Origin of the sequence: Rhizobium changzhiense (genome assembly GCF_013087625.1) — a bacterium.
In the GTDB taxonomy this organism is placed as follows: Bacteria; Pseudomonadota; Alphaproteobacteria; order Rhizobiales; family Rhizobiaceae; genus Rhizobium; species Rhizobium sophorae.
In genome coordinates this window covers 374351-393074 of sequence record NZ_JABFCQ010000004.1, presented here as the reverse complement: position 1 = coordinate 393074, position 18724 = coordinate 374351, and the positions used below count along the sequence as shown (strand labels likewise).

General features: G+C 61.4%; 15 protein-coding genes and 2 pseudogenes. 10 read left to right on the top strand and 7 right to left on the bottom strand.

Annotation, left to right across the window (positions count from 1 at the left end; all coding sequences use genetic code 11):
* Positions 1-50 precede the first annotated feature (50 nt).
* Positions 51-581, bottom strand: a complete 531-nt coding sequence (locus G9X68_RS22100) for a TIGR00645 family protein (RefSeq protein ID WP_171604233.1) — start codon at positions 579-581, stop codon at positions 51-53.
* 259 nt (positions 582-840) lie between these two features.
* Between G9X68_RS22100 and G9X68_RS22095 the strand changes: the two genes are divergently transcribed.
* The gene (locus tag G9X68_RS22095) at positions 841-2520 is read left to right on the top strand and encodes a formate--tetrahydrofolate ligase (RefSeq protein WP_171604232.1); all 1680 of its coding nucleotides are present in this window, start codon (positions 841-843) and stop codon (positions 2518-2520) included.
* Positions 2521-2528: 8 nt separating this feature from the next.
* Here G9X68_RS22095 and G9X68_RS22090 read toward each other — a convergent pair whose 3' ends face one another.
* From G9X68_RS22090 to G9X68_RS22080, 3 genes are all read right to left on the bottom strand, one after another.
* Positions 2529-2819 carry a type II toxin-antitoxin system RelE/ParE family toxin gene (locus tag G9X68_RS22090; protein ID WP_171604231.1) on the bottom strand — a complete coding sequence of 97 codons (291 nt, stop codon included), beginning with the start codon at positions 2817-2819 and terminating at the stop codon, positions 2529-2531.
* A complete protein-coding gene (locus G9X68_RS22085) occupies positions 2816-3061 on the bottom strand; it encodes a CopG family ribbon-helix-helix protein (RefSeq protein ID WP_171604230.1) in 246 nt (81 codons plus the stop codon). The genes G9X68_RS22090 and G9X68_RS22085 overlap by 4 nt, the downstream gene beginning before the upstream one ends.
* Positions 3062-3145: 84 nt before the next feature.
* Entirely contained in the window at positions 3146-4168 is a 1023-nt protein-coding gene (locus G9X68_RS22080) for an extensin-like domain-containing protein (RefSeq protein WP_171604229.1), read from the bottom strand.
* 209 nt (positions 4169-4377) lie between these two features.
* Here G9X68_RS22080 and G9X68_RS22075 point away from each other — a divergent pair.
* The 6 genes and pseudogenes from G9X68_RS22075 (at position 4378) to queF (ending at position 11660) form a co-directional block, all read left to right on the top strand.
* Positions 4378-6629, top strand: a pseudogene (locus G9X68_RS22075) (TonB-dependent hemoglobin/transferrin/lactoferrin family receptor).
* Positions 6630-6891: 262 nt separating this feature from the next.
* On the top strand, positions 6892-9081 hold the full coding sequence (locus G9X68_RS22070) for an anthranilate synthase (protein ID WP_171604228.1): 2190 nt from the start codon (positions 6892-6894) through the stop codon (positions 9079-9081).
* A 121-nt stretch (positions 9082-9202) separates the two neighbouring features.
* Positions 9203-9442 carry a hypothetical protein gene (locus G9X68_RS22065; RefSeq protein ID WP_003561395.1) on the top strand — a complete coding sequence of 80 codons (240 nt, stop codon included), beginning with the start codon at positions 9203-9205 and terminating at the stop codon, positions 9440-9442.
* Positions 9443-9457: 15 nt separating this feature from the next.
* Positions 9458-10129 carry a DUF2161 family putative PD-(D/E)XK-type phosphodiesterase gene (locus G9X68_RS22060; RefSeq protein WP_171604227.1) on the top strand — a complete coding sequence of 224 codons (672 nt, stop codon included), beginning with the start codon at positions 9458-9460 and terminating at the stop codon, positions 10127-10129.
* 152 nt (positions 10130-10281) lie between these two features.
* Complete coding sequence (gene emfA, locus G9X68_RS22055) at positions 10282-11196, top strand: CDF family cation efflux transporter EmfA (protein WP_171604226.1); 915 nt, start codon at positions 10282-10284, stop codon at positions 11194-11196.
* Positions 11196-11660 (top strand): preQ(1) synthase, encoded by a 465-nt coding sequence (gene queF / locus G9X68_RS22050; RefSeq protein WP_003541825.1) that lies wholly within the window; start codon positions 11196-11198, stop codon positions 11658-11660. Before emfA ends, queF begins: the two co-directional genes overlap by 1 nt.
* Positions 11661-11796: 136 nt before the next feature.
* On the opposite strand, the gene G9X68_RS22045 is transcribed toward queF, so the two are convergent.
* Positions 11797-12558, bottom strand: coding sequence for a DUF2076 domain-containing protein (locus G9X68_RS22045; protein WP_171604225.1), 762 nt, complete (start codon positions 12556-12558; stop codon positions 11797-11799).
* 229 nt (positions 12559-12787) lie between these two features.
* Between G9X68_RS22045 and G9X68_RS22040 the strand changes: the two genes are divergently transcribed.
* The 3 genes and pseudogenes from G9X68_RS22040 (at position 12788) to leuA (ending at position 16927) form a co-directional block, all read left to right on the top strand.
* Positions 12788-13372, top strand: a complete 585-nt coding sequence (locus tag G9X68_RS22040; RefSeq protein WP_168310610.1) for an ATP-dependent Clp protease proteolytic subunit — start codon at positions 12788-12790, stop codon at positions 13370-13372.
* 161 nt (positions 13373-13533) lie between these two features.
* Positions 13534-14764: pseudogene (locus tag G9X68_RS22035) on the top strand (benzoate/H(+) symporter BenE family transporter).
* 429 nt (positions 14765-15193) lie between these two features.
* Positions 15194-16927, top strand: a complete 1734-nt coding sequence (gene leuA, locus G9X68_RS22030; protein ID WP_171604223.1) for a 2-isopropylmalate synthase — start codon at positions 15194-15196, stop codon at positions 16925-16927.
* A 343-nt stretch (positions 16928-17270) separates the two neighbouring features.
* Here the strand turns inward: leuA and G9X68_RS22025 are convergent, their stop codons facing one another.
* Both G9X68_RS22025 and G9X68_RS22020 read right to left on the bottom strand, forming a co-directional pair.
* Complete coding sequence (locus G9X68_RS22025; RefSeq protein ID WP_168310613.1) at positions 17271-18116, bottom strand: anti-sigma factor family protein; 846 nt, start codon at positions 18114-18116, stop codon at positions 17271-17273.
* Positions 18117-18118: 2 nt separating this feature from the next.
* On the bottom strand, positions 18119-18628 hold the full coding sequence (locus G9X68_RS22020) for an RNA polymerase sigma factor (protein WP_003541801.1): 510 nt from the start codon (positions 18626-18628) through the stop codon (positions 18119-18121).
* Between the last annotated feature and the right edge of the window lie 96 nt (positions 18629-18724).

Genomic DNA, 18724 nt, shown 5'->3' with positions numbered 1-18724 from the left:
TGCGTCGGGCTGCTGCTTGTTCAAGCTCCGAAGGCGCCTCGTGCCGCCTGTCAATCCTTATCCTTCAGATCATTTTTCGACGTGACGCTCATCAGCTTCTCCAGGAAGCCGAGCATGACGGCGGAGGCGACGAAGGCGAGGTGCATGAAGGTCAGCCACATGATCTTGCCGTCCGCATATTGGTCGGCGTTGAGGAAGACCTGCAGCAGATGGATCGAGGAGATGGCGACGATCGAGGAGGCGACCTTGATCTTGAGGCTGCCTGAATCGAGTTTGCCGAGGAAGGAGACTTCGCTGTCGGCCTCGTCGACCTCGTCGAAGCGGCTGACGAAATTCTCGTAGCCTGAGATCATCACCATGACGATCAGGCTTGCGACGAGGGCCGCATCGATCAGGCTGAGCATGGCAAGGATCATCCCAGCTTCGTCCAGTACGAAGACGCTGGCGGCAATCTTCAGAAGCTTGTAGCCGAAGGAAACGGCATAAACGGCCAGTGCCAGCACCAGGCCGATATAGAAGGCCACGAGGATCCAGCGGCTCGACAGGATGATGCGCTCGACGAAGATTTCCAATGCTTTCATGTCTTCACCCTAAGAAGCCGCAATTGTTGACCGCCACATAAACGCCTAGCGCATCGACCCGAAAATCGAAACCGATTTTCGGGTCGATGCGTAGATTCAAAGTGTTACAGCGTCCTTTGCGCGTCTGAAAAGACGCGCGGCGCTGTAAGCGTGGCGACCGCAAGGCGCTAGCGCTATTCACACCCCGCCGATATTTCGCTATCTCGATGAAGAGAAAAACAACGACTCCGCTCCCGCGGAGGCCGACGGGGGAACATCCATGCCATCAATCAAATCCGATATCGAAATCGCGCGCGCCGCGGCCAAAAAGCCGATCTTCGAAATCGGGGCGATACTGGGCATTCCGGTCGAGCAACTCGTTCCCTATGGTCACGACAAAGCGAAGGTCAGCGCCGAGTTCATCGCCGCGCAGGCGGGCAAGAAGGACGGCAAGCTGATCCTCGTCACCGCGATCAATCCGACACCGGCGGGCGAGGGCAAGACGACCACCACCGTCGGGCTCGGCGACGGGCTGAACCGGATCGGCAAGAAAGCTATTGTCTGCATCCGCGAGGCCTCGCTCGGTCCCTGCTTCGGCGTCAAGGGCGGCGCGGCCGGCGGCGGTTATGCGCAGGTCGTGCCGATGGAAGACATCAACCTGCATTTCACCGGCGATTTCCATGCGATCACCTCGGCGCACAATCTGCTGGCGGCGATAGTCGACAACCACATCTACTGGGGCAACGAAGAGAATATCGACATCCGCCGCATTACCTGGCGGCGGGTCATGGACATAAACGATCGGGCGCTCCGCAGTATGGTCTCCTCGCTCGGCGGCGTCGCCAACGGGTTCCCGCGCCAGGGCGGGTTCGACATCACCGTCGCCTCCGAGGTGATGGCGATTCTCTGCCTTGCCACCGATCTCAAGGATCTGGAGCGGCGGCTCGGCGACATCATCATCGGCTATCGTTTCGACAGGACGCCGGTGCATGCGCGCGACCTAAAAGCCGACGGCGCCATGGCGGTGCTGTTGAAAGATGCGATGCAGCCGAACCTGGTGCAGACGCTGGAGAACAATCCGGCCTTCGTGCATGGCGGGCCTTTCGCCAACATCGCCCATGGCTGCAATTCGGTAACGGCGACGAAGACGGCGCTGAAGCTCGGCGACTATGTGGTGACGGAAGCAGGCTTCGGCGCCGATCTCGGAGCGGAGAAATTCTTCGACATCAAATGCCGCAAGGCGGGGCTGAAGCCGGATGCGGCCGTCATCGTCGCGACGGTCAGGGCGCTGAAGATGAATGGCGGGGTGAAGAAGGAAGATCTCGGCACGGAGGATGTCGTCGCACTGAAGAAGGGCTGCGCCAATCTTGGCCGGCACGTCGCCAATGTGCGCCGTTTCGGCGTGCCCGTCGTCGTGGCGATCAACCATTTCGTCTCGGATACCGAGGCCGAGATCGCGGCGGTCAAGGAAGTCGTCTCGAGGCTCGGCGCCGAGGCGATCCTCTGCCATCATTGGGCGAAAGGTTCGGCCGGCATCGAGGAACTGGCGCACAAGGTGGTGGAACTGGCCGAATCCGGGCAGGCGAAATTCCAGCCGCTTTACGGCGACGATCTTTCGCTGTTCGAGAAGATCGAGATCGTCGCCTCGAAGATCTATCACGCCGGCGAGGTGACGGCCGACAAGGCGGTGCGCGACCAGTTGCAGACATGGGAGGAGCAGGGTTACGGCAAGCTGCCGATCTGCATGGCGAAGACGCAATATTCCTTCTCCACCGATCCGAACCTGCGCGGCGCGCCGGAAGGCCACATCGTTACCGTGCGAGAGGTGCGGCTTTCGGCAGGAGCGGGCTTCGTCGTCGCCATCACCGGCGAGATCATGACGATGCCGGGCTTGCCGAAATCACCGTCGGCGGAACGGATTTTCTTGAACGACCAGGGTTATATCGAGGGGTTGTTTTAGAGCCGGCTTCAGAAGCTCTTCGGCCACCGCTGAGATGTGTGCAAGATGGTTAGAATTTCAATTTCGTTTTCTTTAGCGCGATATGCGACAATATAGGGAATGTCGCTCAGCACCATTTCCCTTGTCCCCGCGACGCGCCCAACTTTTCCCATCAACGGATAATCCGGCATCGTCTCCACGATGGATTGGATACGGGCGATGACCCTCGCCGCGGCGCCTTGATCGTGACGGGCGATGTAAACGCCGATATGATCAAGGCGGGCAAGCGCTCTGCGGGTCCATTTGATGCGCAGGCTCATTTTCCAGAAGGGTTGCCGATATATTTTGACAGGACTGCGGCGACATCCTCATCGGAGGCGAAGTCGCTTTGGTCGGCTTCGCGAACGGCAGCCTCGATCTCCGAGAGTTGCCATTCCTCCCGTTCGATGAATTCTTCGATCGCCACGGCTGCGATCTCGGCCGACGAAAGCTTTCGCCTTTCGGCCAGGCGATCCAGACGGGAAACTGTGGAATCTTTCATCTGGAAGCTCAACAAGGTCATGGTAGGCACTCCGCCGGTTCTTCGTGCCGAAGTTTAGTGGTTGGATGACCCGATTCAAGCGGGAATCGTAAGTCTTTGAAATAACTAATGGCAATAACGATAGCCACCCTTCCTCTCGATGACGTCGAGATGGAAATGGGTTTCGTGGGCCGCGTCGCTTTCGGGGTCGAGGACGGTGGTGAAGTAGAGGCAGCCGGCGGCGCTGACGGTGCGCTGGAAGGCGCCGGTGAGGGTCGGATCCTCGCGGCGGGAGCGGACGGCGACATCCTCGCCCTTTTCGAAATGGAAGCTCGCAATATCGATGGCGTTGCCGCGGGCATGTTCGGAGATCTTGCCGGTTCCGGCGCCGTTGCGCAGGCGGCACATATAGGACGTTGCCTGGTTGACGGTGGTGATGCGGCCCTGCTCCGGCAGGGCGGCGGAAGCCGCCGGGATGACGCTGTCCTTCATCCAGCGGGCAAGGGCCAGTGCCGCCGCGCAGCGGATCGTCGCCTCCGGCTTCAGCCTTATGCCGGGCAGGGCTTCGGAGACGATGATCGGCTTGTCGATGCCGCAGCCGTTACCGTCGTCGATGCGCGCCGTGTCCTTGAAGACGACGCCCAGGGACTGGAGTGCGGCCGTGCATTCGGCATGTTCCGCATCGCTTTCGGGTTCGATCGTCAGGTGTTGCTCTTCAAGTGTCTGCTCGCCGGGCGGCTTACCTTCCTCCGTCGGCGGCTGCGAGCTTTCGGGGCTGCCCGGCGGCCGTGGTGGACCTTGCATCGGTTCTGCCGACCCGGGCTTTGACGGTGCGGCCTGCGGCGCTGGCGGCTGGCTCGATGCCGGTGCCTCCGGATCCTTGACATCGGGGACATCGGGTTTCGGCTGAGGGGCCGGGACTTCTTCAGGTGCGGGCGGTTCCACTTTTTCCGAGGAGGGGGAGGTGGGGTTGGTCGCCTGTCCGGCATCTGGCCGAGGTTCGGGCATCGGGCCTTGCGGGGGCAGGCGGGCACCGGCAAGAAAGGCGGTAGCGGCGAAAAGGATCGCCAATGTCGAAAGTTTTCTCAACGCGTCCGATTCCTCGTATCCCTGGCTGATGACAACGCATGAGGGCGTTTTTCGTTGCAATTGTGCAACGTCATTGAAGATCGCTAAAACTTGATAGATATATTCAACATAAAACCATGACTTATGTTGACAACACTCCTCATGTTTTTTATGCGGCGAAAAGAAGGCGGAATTCTACTTCGTCTTCATCCGCAAAAACCCAGCCAGCCCCTCGAGCGTGCGACACGCCACGACCAGCCAGCCCGGTAATCATCATTAGAGGGTAGGTTATGATCGTCCGGCATTGGCGTTCGGTTCTATTGGTCTGCACGGCAGCCACAGTTGTTCTTCCTGTTTCGCAGTCTTTCGCGCAAAGCGCTACGGCAACCGAGCCGCAAGCCACGGCTGAGGACAGCACTGTCCTGCAGAAGATCGTCGTCAAGGGCAAACGCGTGGCGCCGGGCAGCGTCGCCGACACGCCGCTTGCCACCGAGATCACTGCCAAGCAGCTCGAAGAAAAGCAGGTCACCAATTTTGACGATATCGGCCGCAGCGTCGATGCAGGTGTGAATTATTCGCGTGGTGACGCAGGCTTCAACCTGCGCGGCCTTTCCGGCGCTCGCATCCTGACCACGGCATTCCGATACCCTATATTTCGAACAGCTCGCGCCAGGGCGCCTTTGCGCCGGCCAACGCCAACGGTGGCGGCGACACCTTCGATTTCGATTCACTGTCTTCGCTCGATATCGTGCGCGGTGCGGATTCAAGCAAGGGCGGTTCCGGCATGCTCGGCGGCGCCATCGTTCTCAATACGCTGGAGCCGGAGGATCTTATTCCCGAAGGCCGGGATTGGGGTGCGATCGTCAAGTCGACCTATGACAGCGAAGACCGCAGCATTTCCGGCTCGGCCGCCGCTGCCAAGAAGATCGGCAACACGTCGATCCTCTTTCAGGGCGGCTACCGCAAGGGCCATGAGCGCGACAATATGGGCGACAATGACAGCTACGGTGCTTTTCGCACCGAGGCGAATCCGGCTGATTTCGATCAGAACAACCTGCTCTTCAAACTACGCCAGGAGCTGGAAGGCGGCCATCGCATCGGCTTGACAGCGGAACGATTCCGCCGCGATCTTAAGACCGACCTGCGCCAACTCCAGGGAGGCACCAGTCCTCGCAACTTCATGATCGACAATTATGACGGTCGCGAACTGCGTGACCGCGATCGCGTATCGCTCGATTATGATTATGAAGCGCAGTCCTCCGACGCGTTTTTCAGCAGTGCGCGTGCCACGCTCTATTGGCTGGATTTGAAGAAGGAAGCCGGCAGCAGGGGCCGTACGACCGCCAATGTGGCCTATGGACGTAACAACGAGATTGAAAACGAAACCTGGGGCTTCAGTGGCACGGCAACGAAGGATTTCGAATATTCCGGTCTCAGCCACTCTGTTCGCATTGGCTTCGACGTCGGCGTTTCGAGCTGGAGCCAGTATAGCTGGGCCCTTTGCCCCACACCGACGACCTGCCCGTCGCTGAACAACCAGGCGGAAGTGCCCGATGTCGACAGCCAGAATTTTGGGCTTGTTGTCGAAGACAAGATCGAAATCGGCAATACCGGCTTCGCGCTGACACCCGGCTTCCGCTTCGACTGGTTCAACTACAATCCCTCGACCGGCGGGAGTTTCGCAAGCAATACCGGGCTTACCCGTTTCGGGGACCTGAACGACCGAACGGAAGCCGGTCTGTCGCCGAAGATTCTTGCGACATACGACCTGACGCCTGACGTGCAGCTCTACATGCAGCTGGCAGTCGGCTTCCGCGCACCCACCGTGGACGAACTCTACAGCCGCTTCTACAACCCGACGAGCCGCTACGCCCAGCTCGGCAATCCCGATCTGGAACCCGAAATCGGCCGCGGCGTCGAAATCGGCGCTAATTTTGACACGGGCGATTTTACCGGTCGGGTCGCTGCCTTCCACACCCGCTACCAGAACTTTATCGAGACGGTGACGAGCGTCGACGCGACCGGCTTTACGGAATTCAACTACACGAATGTGTCTGCGGCCACGATCTCGGGTATTGAAGCCAGCGCCGCCAAGACATTCAATAACGGCATCAATCTGCATGCGTCACTTGCCTATGCATATGGCAGAAATGAAGAAACCACTCAGCGCCTACGCTCGGTGGCACCGTTCAAGGCGATCGTCGGCGGCGGCTGGAGCAACGAGAATTTCGGTTTCGACCTTTCTTCGACGCTGTCGGCCGGCATGCTCACCGACCATCTCGATACGCCCCTCAGCAACACCAACGACACGACCTTCGATGCGCCCGGCTACGCAATCGTCGACTTGACTGGCTGGTGGACGCCGGAACAGGTGCCGGGCCTGCGCGTGCAGGCAGGCGTCTACAACATCTTTGATCAGGAACATTACAACGCGCTCGCCGTGCGCGAGGTCAATCTGAGCTCGGCGACGGCGTCCCAGCCGCGGGAGTGGTATTCGGAGCCGGGCCGTACGTTCAAGGTCTCGATCTCCAAGACTTTCTGATCGCGATCACGTCTTCAAGGCTGGGGAGGGGCGGCTTTCGGGCCGCCCTTTTCATTCCGCATTCGCCTCTTGCGCAATCGCTGATCTCAGGCTAACAATTTTTCATGATCAAGTCCTTGAACATTGCTGTTTGGTGGTGGGTTCGCTAAGGCGGCCTCGACCAATCGTGTCCAAAGACGACGAGTGAGCCGCCCGAAACTTCGAGGCGGCTTTTTTTGTTTATGGCCGCCTGTCGTCCGGGCCCCGATAACGGAGTGGAACAATGGTAACGATCCTGCGGGATGATGGTGCGGAAATCTACGAGACCAAGGGCGGCATTACCGTCACGCGGCAGCGGCGGGCAATCCCCTACGGCGATGCGGTCTCTTCCTATGTCGACAAGCTCGATGAGCGCCGTGGCGCGGTGTTTTCGTCGAACTACGAATATCCGGGCCGCTATACGCGCTGGGATACCGCCGTCGTCGATCCGCCGCTCGGCATCTCTTCTTTCGGGCGCGACGTCTGGATCGAGGCCTATAATGAACGCGGCGAGGTGATCCTCGGCTTCGTGACCGAGCGGCTGAAGACAGTCTCCGACCTCGTGCTCGGCGCTTCCTCGGCCCGCCGCCTCGACCTCACCGTCAAGACGCCGGACCGGGTGTTCACCGAGGAAGAACGCTCGAAGATGCCGACCGTCTTCACCGTGCTGCGCGCCGTCACTGACCTGTTTTATTCGCAGGCGGATGCGAGCCTCGGGTTTTATGGCGCCTTCGGATACGACATCGCCTTCCAGTTCGATGCGATCGATCTAAAGCTGACGCGACCCTCCGACCAGCGCGACATGGTGCTCTACCTGCCGGACGAGATCCTCGTCGTCGACAACTACGCCGCCAAGGCCTGGGTCGACCGTTACGACTTCGAAAAAGGCGGCGTGACGACCGAAGGCAAGGCGCAGGATATCGCAGCGGAGCCCTTCAAACACACGGATGCCATTCCGCCGAAGAGCGATCACCGGCCCGGCGAATATGCCGAGCTCGTCACCAAGGCGAAGGAAAGTTTCCGCAAGGGCGACCTTTTCGAAGTCGTGCCGGGGCAGAAATTCATGGAGCGCTGCGACAGCAAGCCGTCCGACATTTCAAAGCGGTTGAAGGCGATCAATCCGTCGCCTTATTCCTTCTTCATCAATCTCGGCCATCAGGAATATCTGGTCGGCGCCTCGCCCGAAATGTTCGTGCGCGTTTCCGGCCGTCGCATCGAGACCTGCCCGATTTCGGGCACGATCAAGCGCGGCGACGATCCGATCGCCGACAGCGAGCAGATCCTGAAGCTCCTGAATTCCAAAAAGGACGAGTCCGAGCTCACCATGTGTTCGGATGTCGACCGCAACGACAAGAGCCGTGTCTGCGAGCCGGGTTCGGTCAAGGTGATCGGCCGCCGGCAGATCGAGATGTATTCGCGCCTCATCCACACGGTCGACCATATCGAGGGACGGTTGCGCGACGACATGGACGCCTTCGACGGTTTCCTCAGCCACGCCTGGGCTGTCACCGTGACCGGCGCCCCGAAGCTCTGGGCGATGCGCTTCATCGAGAGCCATGAAAAGAGCCCGCGTGCATGGTATGGTGGGGCGATCGGCATGGTCGGCTTCAACGGCGACATGAATACCGGGCTGACGCTGCGCACCGTGCGCATCAAGGACGGCATCGCCGAGGTGCGCGCCGGTGCGACGCTGCTCAACGATTCCATTCCTGACGAAGAAGAAGCCGAAACAGAACTGAAGGCCTCCGCCATGCTTTCCGCCATCCGCGACGCCAAAACGGGCAATTCCGGCAAGATCCAGCGCGACGTCGCAAGCGTCGGCAAGGGCATCAGCATCCTGCTCGTTGATCACGAAGACAGCTTCGTTCACACGCTCGCCAATTACTTCCGCCAGACGGGGGCGACGGTTTCGACCGTGCGCACGCCGGTGCCGGAGGAAATCTTCGACCGGCTGAACCCGGACCTCGTCGTGCTGTCGCCCGGACCCGGAACGCCCAAGGATTTCGACTGCAAGGCGACGATCAAGAAGGCGCGGGCGCGCAACCTGCCGATCTTCGGCGTCTGCCTCGGTCTGCAGGCGCTTGCCGAAGCCTATGGCGGGGAGCTGCGCCATCTGGCGCTGCCGATGCACGGCAAGCCCTCGCGCATCCGCGTGCTGGAACCGGGCATCGTCTTCTCCGGCCTTGCCAAGGAGGTGACGGTCGGCCGCTACCACTCGATCTTCGCCGATCCCTCGACGCTGCCGCGTGAGTTCATCATCACCGCGGAAAGCGACGACGGCACGATCATGGGTATCGAACACGAAAAGGAGCCGATCGCCGCGGTGCAGTTCCATCCGGAGTCGATCATGACGCTCGGTGGCGATGCCGGGATGCGGATGATCGAAAATGTCGTGGCGCATCTGGCGCGCAAGGTGAAGACCAAGGCTGCCTGAGCGCAATTTCGCCTGGCCCTTCCTACTGTGGGAAGGGCCATCCTTCAGACCGTCGAGCCGCGACTTGACTTCTTCCGGCAAATCAGAACATTTCAGGAACGATCAATTGGAACCTATCGCCGTGGCCAATGCTGAAAAGTTCATCGTTCTCCCTTACCGCAAGAACCGCGGCAATCTCGTGCCCGGCGAAATGCGCCAGGCATCGAACTCCGTCAGCGCGGAAAAGATCGCTTCGGCGATGGCTGAGCGTTTTGTCGGCGTGGCGGCCTATGCCGTGATCGTCGACGAGGAGACCGGCGACATGTCGTCGCCGCGACTGCTTGCACGATATGGCGAGATTGCCGATCTCAACGCCGCCTGAGGCGCCGTTTTCACCGTGGAGACATCGCTCTACCTGCCGGTCAAAGCTTTCCTGGAGGCGGCCGGTTATGTCGTGAAGGGCGAGGTCGGCGGATGCGATCTTGTCGGCTTGAACAGTGCCGAGCCGCCGGTCGTGGTGGTCTGCGAATTGAAACTTTCCTTCAACCTCGAACTGCTTCTCCAGGCAGTCGATCGCGCGGCGATGAGCGATGAAGTCTGGGTCGCGGCTCGCGTGTCTGCCAAGGGCCGAGGGCGAGAGGCCGACAAACGTTACCGCGATCTCTGCCGGCGGCTTGGTATTGGCATGCTCGGCGTTTCCGATAGCGGCGAGGTCAGTGTCATCGTCAGCTCGGTCTCGCCGATGCCGCGCACCAGTCCGAAGCGGCGGACGCGCCTCGTCAAGGAGCATCAGCGCCGCCGCGGCGATCCCGCCGTCGGCGGCAGTACGCGGGCACCGATCATGACGGCCTATCGCCAGCAGGCGCTCGTCTGCGCCGCCGCGCTCGACAAGGGGTTGATGCGGCCGCGGGATATGAAGGCGCTTGCGCCCAACGCCGGCCCGATCCTGCGCGACAACTTTTATGGCTGGTTCGAACGCAGGGAGAAGGGCGTCTATGCGCTGACGCCTGAAGGGCAGGCCGCGCTCTTGCGCTGGCCGCAAATTATTCTCGCCGACCCCGCTCCTTGAGGCGCGCGGATGCGAGTCTCATTCCCTTTGACAAATCCGCTCTCTTCCCCCATATCACCATCAACTGAACCGCCTGCGCGACATTCGCGTGGGCGGTTTTGCGTTTCAACGGCTCGAAAGCTGCAATTCATTCGCAACCGCAGGGGAACGATATGAGTGACAACGGCGATCTTACGGTTCGCAAGCTGGCGATGTGGGGGATTCCGCTGTCGCTCGGTGTCATGGGGCTGAAGATGGTGGCCTGGTGGGTCACCGGCTCGGTGGCGCTGCTGTCGGACGGGCTCGAATCGTCGGTCAACGTCGTTGCCGCCTTCATCGCCTTCTTCGTCATCCGCTATGCGCAGAAGCCGGCTGATCACGACCATCCCTTCGGCCATCACAAGGCGGAATATCTGTCGGCTGTCACCGAGGGCGTGCTGATCGTCGTCGCTGCCCTGCTGATCGTCAACGAGGCTGTCGGTTATCTCGCCGAGCCGCGCATGCTGGACGCACCCGTGCTCGGCCTTGCGATCAACTTCGCGGCCGGTGTCATCAATGTGGTCTGGGCGCGGTTGCTGATCAGAACCGGACGCAGACATCGCTCGGCGGCGCTGACGGCGGATGGGCAGCATATCATGTCCGACGTCGTGACCTCCGTCGGCGTGCTCGTCGGCCTGCTGCTGGCGCTGGCAACGGGATATGCGATCTTCGACCCGGTGCTTGCCATTCTCGTTGCCGTCAACATTCTCTATCAGGGCTGGAAGGTGATCTCGCAATCGATCGGCGGGCTGATGGACCAGGCGGTCGAGCCGCAGGAGGAGGAGGCGATCAAGCAGGCGATCGCCACCCACGCGGCGGGCTCGATCGGCGTGCATGACTTGAAAACGAGGCGGGCGGGCACCGTCACCTTCATCGATTTCCACATGGTGGTGCCCGGTGCGATGTCGGTGCGGCAGGCGCATGATATATGCGACCGCCTTGAGGATGCCATCAGGGCGGTGCACGAGGGCGCCACCATTGCAATTCATGTGGAACCGGAAGGCGAAAAGGCTCACGGCATCCGCGTCAAAGTCGTCAAGGAGGCATGATGCCGAATACCGATGTTTCCAGCCTGTCGATGCTGGGCCAGCAAACCGAAACAGCGCAGTCACCGGAGGAGGCGGTGCTTGAAAAAGTGCCGTCCAACCATGCCGGCACCGATTACGTCGTGCGCTTCACCGCGCCGGAATTCACCTCGCTCTGCCCGATGACCGGGCAGCCGGATTTCGCCCATATCGTCATCGACTATATTCCGGGCGAATGGCTGGTGGAATCGAAGTCGCTGAAGCTCTTCCTGCATTCCTTCCGCAATCACGGCGCTTTCCACGAGGATTGCTCGATCTACATCGCCAAGCGCATCGTCGAGCTGCTCGATCCCCGGTGGCTCAGGATCGGCGCTTACTGGTATCCGCGCGGCGGCATCCCGATCGACGTCTTCTGGCAGACGGGCAAGCCGCCGGAAGGCGTGTGGCTGCCGGAACAGGGCGTCGCCACCTATCGCGGCCGTGGGTGAGGAGCGGTCGGGCGCAGCCCGAGCAATCGATCCAGTGAATCGATTGCAGCGACGAACGCCCTGAGCCTGAGCGAAGGGCCGGGCAACGGTGCGGCAAGGTAAAACCAGCTGCCGCCCATGCCTTGGCCGTTAAACCTCAGACATCCGTGACGTCATCGCCGGACGAGTCGTCGCTGTCATCGTAGTCGGCCTGTTGCACGTTGGCGTTATCATTGTCATCGGCGGCGTTGTCCGAAGCCTGGCGGGCGTCATCGTTGCCGTAATAGTTGTTGATGACGGTTTCCTCGGTTGGTGCGCTGGCATTGCCGAGGGGATTGGCGCCGAACGGCGAACCCAAGCCGAGCGAGGACATGTGGTTGCCGAAAATGCCGCTCAGCGAATTGGCAAGCAGCATGCCGCCCGCCACGCCCGCTGCCGTGCCGAGCGCGCCGCGCAGGAAGCTGCCGCCGGCCGACGGCGCATAGGCCTGCTGGCTCCAGGGGCCGGTCGGCTGCTGCTGGGGCTGGCGGACGTCGCGGTCGTAGCTGCGAGAGTCATCATAGCCGCGGGACTGTTGGCCCCAGGGACCGGGATTGGAGGGAACGGGGGCAGGCTGCTGCGTCTGCGTATTGCCGAAGATCGAGCTCAGGAAGCCGCCGCCCTGTTCGGCCTGGCGGTGTTCGCTCGTGCCGGCTTCCAGCTGGCGGACATGCTCCTCTAGTTCCTTGATGTGATTGGCTGCCGCCTCCAGCCCCTTTTCCTGAACGATGACGGCCTGGGCCAGATAATAGGTGGCGGAGGGCTGTTCGCGTGTCGCCTGGTCGATCAGGGCTTCGGCCTCGCGGTCGCGCGGTGTGGCCGCGGCGGTGCGTACGCGGTCGAAGAGGGCGGTCAGCAATTGGCGTTCTTCGGGTGACATGTCCTGCCTCCTATTATCGAATGCGGCGTTTGCCGCGTGAGGTTGAGGTAGGAACCGATTTAGGCTTTTCAAAGCCTTTCGCCGTTACAATTCGGTAAGGCTTGCAGAACGGCGCGCGGCTTCTTAAGGATATCTCCATCGCTTCGGTGCCTTGTGTTTTTCCTGCATTGTTTTAGGCATTGAGTCGCACTATGTGCGAGGAACCCGAATTCATCTCCAAGAGGTTCGAATGAACGACGAAGACCAGGACGACAAGACGAAGGAACTGCCGCTCGGCAAGGAAACGGAGGCGAATCTTTTCAAGTCGCGTTCGATCTTCATCTACGGACCGATCAATCAGGAATTGGCGCAGAAAGTCTGCTCGCAGCTCGTGGCGCTTGCCGCAGCCAGCGACGACGACATCCGCATCTATGTCAATTCGCCCGGCGGCCATGTCGAATCCGGCGATTCCATCCATGACATGATCAAGTTCATCAAGCCGAAAGTCTGGATGATCGGCACGGGCTGGGTCGCCTCGGCAGGCGCGCTGATCTATGTCGCCACTCCGAAGGAACGGCGCCTTTGCCTGCCGAACACCCGCTTCCTGCTGCACCAGCCCTCCGGCGGCACGCGCGGGATGGCATCCGACATCGAGATCCAGGCGCGCGAAATCATCAAGATGAACGAGCGCCTGAACAAGATCATGGCGGAGGCCACCGGCCAGCCGCTCGACAAGATCGCCAAGGATACGGATCGCGACTACTGGCTGTCGGCCGAAGAGGCGAAGGACTACGGCCTCGTTTCTAGGGTCGTGACCTCGCAGGCCGATATCTGAGTTTTTCTCAGCCGAAGCTGCCAAGAACCGCCCTTGCCTGCAGATATCAGGCAAGGGCGTTTTGTTTTGGTCGGCATGGAGAGGCCGGCCGATCGGACGACGCGGGCGCTGAACGGAAAGGGCTGAATCTGGGCTTGCGCGTGCTGCAGCCATCATGCTCCATGCGCCATTCCCGCAGCTTAGAGTTCCGCCATGCTCAAAGATTTTTCCGTCCAGGCCCTGTTCATGGGGCTGCTGACCGCCTTCGTCGGCTCCGCCAGTTCCTTCGCCGTCGTGTTGCACGGGCTCGAGGCAGTCGGCGCGACGGATGCACAGGCGGCGTCCGGGCTGATGGCATTGTCGATATCCATGGGCGTCTGCGCGATCGTGCTCAGTGCTGTGACGCGATTGCCGATCAGTATCGCTTGGTCGACACCGGGTGCGGCGCTGCTGGCAAGCACCGGGGCGATCGAGGGCGGCTTCAATGCGGCGGTCGGGGCATTCCTGATCTGTGCTGCGCTGATTGTCGTCGCGGGGCTGTTCAAGCCTCTCGGCCGGGCGGTTGCCGCCATTCCGGCGCCGCTCGCCAATGCAATGCTCGCCGGCGTGCTGATCGGCCTCTGCTTCGCGCCGGTGAAGGCGATCGGATTCAATCCGCTGTTCGGCCTGCCGATCGTCGTCGCCTGGATCGTCGTCGGCGCCTTCAAGCGGCTCTGGGCAGTGCCGGCAGCACTCGCGGCCTTCGTGCTGGTGCTCGCCTTCGGCGTTGATATCCCTGATGGTGCGCTGGTCTCGCTGGAACAATCGCTGGTGCCGACAGCGGAGATCGTCCGGCCGGTGTTCAATCTTGCCGGTTTCGTGTCGATCGCGCTGCCGCTCTTCATCGTCACCATGGCCTCGCAGAACATTCCCGGTATCGCTGTGCTGAAGGTCAATCACTACGATCCGAAGCCCGGTCCGCTCTTTGCCGTCACCGGCCTCTTCTCGCTGCTCTCGGCGCCGTTCGGCGGCCACGCCGTCAATCTGGCGGCGATCACCGCGGCGATGTGCGCGGGCCAAGATGCCCATGCCGACCCGAAGCGGCGCTATTGGGCGTCCCTGATCGCCGGCGTCGGTTATATCATTCTCGGGCTGCTCGCCGGAGCGGTGACGGCTTTCGTCGCGCTGGCGCCTTCCATCCTCATCGAGGCGGTGGCGGGGCTCGCTCTGGTCGGCGCCTTCTCGTCCTCGGCAATGTCGGCCTTCCAGGCGCCGGACTCGCGCGAGGCGGCGGCAATCACCTTCCTCGTCACCGCCGCTGGTGTGTCCTTCGGCGGCATTTCCGGCGCCTTCTGGGGCTTGATCGCGGGTGGACTGATGCTGGCGCTGTCGCAGCTGGTGAAGATTTGGAAAGACCGGGCTCAGTCGAGGTAACGGAAGGTCGTTCTGCTCTCCAAATGCCGGATCCTGGCGCTTTCAAGCAGCTCCGCCGGCAATAGGCGGGCAATTCATCAACTCTCGACGACGACCAAAAGCCGGGCAAGGACTTGCCAGCCTAACCGCCCGAGGTTATAAGCGCGGTCATGAAGACCACTGGCGCCAGAATTTCTGACACGATTGCACGCGGCCGCATCGCCCTGCGTGACAATACGCGCGCCCTGACCTCGCTTCTTCTCCTCGGCCTTACGCGCGGTTGCCGGGTCCTTTGAGGAGCGCTCGGCGGCCGAAAGCCCGCCCGGCCATCGCTCCTCGCGACTCACTTTCAAAATTGACCTAACGACCGACAAGGTCCGCATTTGTTTATCGCCAAGCCCGACGTGATCGGCTAAGAGCGGGCAAATGCCGGGACGAGGAGACGATACGATGGACGCGAAGACGCAATCCTCCCAGAATAAGATGGCATCCGCAAAAGGCATGCCCGACGCCGCGGTGAAATACCGGGCCTATCCGCAGGTGAACATTCCCGACCGCACATGGCCGACGAAGACCATTACCAAGGCACCGGTCTGGTGCTCGGTCGACCTGCGCGACGGCAACCAGGCGCTCGTCGACCCGATGGGCCACGATCGCAAGGCGCGCATGTTCCATCTTCTGATCGAGATGGGCTTCAAGGAAATCGAGATCGGTTTCCCCTCGGCTTCGCAGACCGATTTCGACTTTGCCCGCTGGTGCGTGGAGGAGGGCAACGTTCCCGACGACGTCTCCCTGCAGGTATTGGTGCAGTGCCGCCCGGAACTCATCACCCGCACCTTCGAAGCGCTGGAAGGCGCAAACCGGCCGATCGTGCATTTCTACAACTCCACCAGCGAGCTGCAGCGTCGCGTCGTCTTCGCCAAGGATGTGCAGGGCATCAAGCAGATCGCCGTCGATGCCGCCAAGATGATCACCGATATGGCCACGAAGGCTGGCGGCGGTTACCGTTTCGAATATTCCCCGGAGAGCTTTACCGGCACGGAACTCGATGTGGCGCTGGAGATCTGCAACGCCGTCATCGAGGTCGTCAAGCCGACGCCCGATAACAAGCTGATCATCAACCTGCCGTCCACCGTCGAGATGGCGACGCCGAACGTCTATGCCGACCAGATCGAATGGATGTGCCGCAACCTCGACAATCGCGAGAACCTGATCGTTTCGCTGCATCCGCACAACGATCGCGGCACCGGTATAGCCGCCGCCGAACTAGCCCTGCTGGCGGGCGCCGACCGCGTCGAAGGCACGCTCTTCGGCAATGGCGAGCGCACCGGCAATGTCGACGTGGTGACGATGGCGCTCAACATGTTCACGCAAGGTGTTGATCCCGGCATCGACTGCTCGAACATCGAGCACATCAAGGAAGTGTTCGAATATTCGAACCAGATGGCGATTGCCGAGCGTCACCCCTATGTCGGTGAGCTGGTCTATACCGCCTTCTCCGGCTCACATCAGGATGCGATCAACAAGGGCATGAAGGCTGCCCAGGTCGCCAACCATCCCGTGTGGGAGGTCCCCTACCTGCCGATCGATCCGCGCGATGTCGGTCGTTCCTACGAGGCGATCATCCGCATCAACTCTCAGTCCGGCAAGGGCGGCATCGCCTATATCCTGCAGCAGGATTACGGGCTGAACCTGCCGCGTAACCTGCAGGTGGAATTCCGCGAGGATATCCAGCGCATCACCGACGTAGAGGGCAAGGAGCTTCCGTCGCGGCGCATCTACGACCGCTTCATCGAGCGCTACGTGACGCAGCCGGAAGGGCGCCTGCGCTTTGTTGACCATCACACCTATCCCGACACCGAGCACAAGGGCCAGCGGATCGTCGCAGCCGAGATCACCGACAATGGGGAGATCAAGCGCATCGAAGGGCGCGGCAACGGCCCGATCGACGGCTTCATCAATGCGCTGTCGCATTATCTCGGCATCGAGATGTCGGTCGAAGACTATTCCGAGCATTCGCTCCAGCATGGCTCGAACGCGGCGGCGATCTCCTATGTCGAGACTTCCTATCCCGGCGGCAAACTCTTCGGCGCCGGCATCAATACCAACATCGTCGCGGCGTCGCTGGAAGCGATCGTCTCGGCCGCCAACCGCGTGCTCGAGGTGAAGGCCGGCAAAGCCTGATCCGGGAACGAATCAGGCCGCGACCGGTGTCGGTGCGGCCTGACGAATAGGTTGGCTTCGTTGCGTCTTCCCTGAGCAGGAGCAATAAAGGCGTGCCGTGTGGCCCCCTCATCTGCCCTACGGGCACCTTCTCCCCGAGGGGAGAAGAGGGAGCAGGCCTTTCGCTATGCCTTCTACTACAGACGCTTTGAGGAGCCGAGACGTTGCCACACGTCTCTTCTCCCCTCGGGGAGAAGGTGCCGGCAGGCGGATGAGGGGGCGGCTGGTGCTGATGGTCGATTTTGCCATAAAACCGTTTCAGCTTCGCGGCACGCTCACCATTCGCCACATACGATAGGCGGAATCAGATCGCGGTGGCGATCTCCATGGCAAGCTGGCCGAGCGTTGCTTCGGCGGAGGGGCCGGCGAGTACGTAGGAGGTGCCGGCATTGTGCCAGGTCACGAGGCCGATCTCGTCCTTGATCGTTTCCTTGAAGTCGTCGGTCTCCGGCGGCTGCGCGTCCTTGCGGAAGCAAATGGAGATGATGTCGCCATCGGAATTAGAATAGACGAGCTGTCCGACAGGGCGGCTGTCGCCGAGGATGACGCGGGCACCCTGGAAGGTCCAGGCTTCGGCGCTCAAATCCGGCACGCGGAAGGGCACGCCGATCGCCGTCGTCAGCCAGCTGGAGATTTCCTCGGCCTGCGAGGCGGGCACTTCGACGAGATGACGGGGTTGGCGGATCAGCAGGCGCTGATAGGCGGTGACGTCGCCCAGCCAGTCGTTGGTATTGGCCGGTGCCGTATTGGTGGTAGCCGTGCTGGCAATCTCGTCGGCATCCGGCGCGGTGCCGACGAAATAGCCGATACCGCAACCGACGACAAAGAGGATCAGGGCAGCGGCCAGCGCCTGCGGGCCGCTCGGCGCCAGTTTCACTTGCGGGCGCGTGGCGCGCTGGGCGATCGGCGTCTTCGGCGGCTGCGTGCTCTTGATCGAGCGGACGAGGGCGAGCGGTACCGGCTCCTTCAGGATATCGTCGAGGCGGCGGCGGCCGAAATCAGCCCCGTGGCGCAGCTTCTCATGTAGCCTGCGTGCATTCTCGTCGCTTGCCAGACGCTGCTCCAGTTCGTGCCGCTGTTCGGGCGAGACTTCGCCGTCGAGAAGGGCGGTGAGCTGGGCCTCGAGCGGCAATTTCCTAAGATCGAGCAAATTCAGAACCTGTGGATCGGGTGGGTGCCGGCAAGCCCGGCGAAATGCAGCCTCGCGGTAGCGAGCTGCGAAACGACGTTTGCCACCGGAATGCCCATGATGTCGGCCGCCTGCTGGTAGCTGTGACCTTCGACGTCGACCAGCAGGAACATGCTGGAAACGCCATCCGGCATATCGGAAATCATGTGATGGATGGTGTCGGGATCGACCGCGGCCGAGCGTTCGCGCGCGGCCTCGCGAATATCGGTGACGTTGCCGCGGACGGAAGCCTTCGGCTTGCGCTTGCGGTTGTCGTCGGTCCATTGCTGGCGGGCAAGCGTGTAGATCCAGCTTTCCAGCCGGCCTTCGCCGCTCCATTGATGACCTTTGGAGATGGCGCGCTGACAGACGGCCTGAACGAGTTCATCGGCCACGGCAACCTCACCCGCGAGCGTGATCGCGAAGCGGCGAAGGCGGGGCAGGAGGCCGACGAGATCACGCCGGAGATCGATGGTCGTTGCGGGCTGACGCATTGTCTATCCAAGAAGCATTCACAATGGTTTCGCGGACGAAGGGTTCGCCGTCGGGCGCGAAACCGACTTTATCGACGCCGTCGATGCATGTGCTTT

Bases quoted from the DNA above. Each gene is read 5' to 3' on its own strand.
- G9X68_RS22100 (WP_171604233.1), bottom strand. From the start codon at position 581: ATGAAAGCATTGGAAATCTTCGTCGAGCGCATCATCCTGTCGAGCCGC.
- G9X68_RS22095 (WP_171604232.1), top strand. From the start codon at position 841: ATGCCATCAATCAAATCCGATATCGAAATCGCGCGCGCCGCGGCCAAA.
- G9X68_RS22090 (WP_171604231.1), bottom strand. From the start codon at position 2,819: ATGAGCCTGCGCATCAAATGGACCCGCAGAGCGCTTGCCCGCCTTGAT.
- G9X68_RS22085 (WP_171604230.1), bottom strand. From the start codon at position 3,061: ATGACCTTGTTGAGCTTCCAGATGAAAGATTCCACAGTTTCCCGTCTG.
- G9X68_RS22070 (WP_171604228.1), top strand. From the start codon at position 6,892: ATGGTAACGATCCTGCGGGATGATGGTGCGGAAATCTACGAGACCAAG.
- emfA (WP_171604226.1), top strand. From the start codon at position 10,282: ATGAGTGACAACGGCGATCTTACGGTTCGCAAGCTGGCGATGTGGGGG.
- queF (WP_003541825.1), top strand. From the start codon at position 11,196: ATGCCGAATACCGATGTTTCCAGCCTGTCGATGCTGGGCCAGCAAACC.
- G9X68_RS22045 (WP_171604225.1), bottom strand. From the start codon at position 12,558: ATGTCACCCGAAGAACGCCAATTGCTGACCGCCCTCTTCGACCGCGTA.
- G9X68_RS22040 (WP_168310610.1), top strand. From the start codon at position 12,788: ATGAACGACGAAGACCAGGACGACAAGACGAAGGAACTGCCGCTCGGC.
- leuA (WP_171604223.1), top strand. From the start codon at position 15,194: ATGGACGCGAAGACGCAATCCTCCCAGAATAAGATGGCATCCGCAAAA.
- G9X68_RS22020 (WP_003541801.1), bottom strand. From the start codon at position 18,628: ATGCGTCAGCCCGCAACGACCATCGATCTCCGGCGTGATCTCGTCGGC.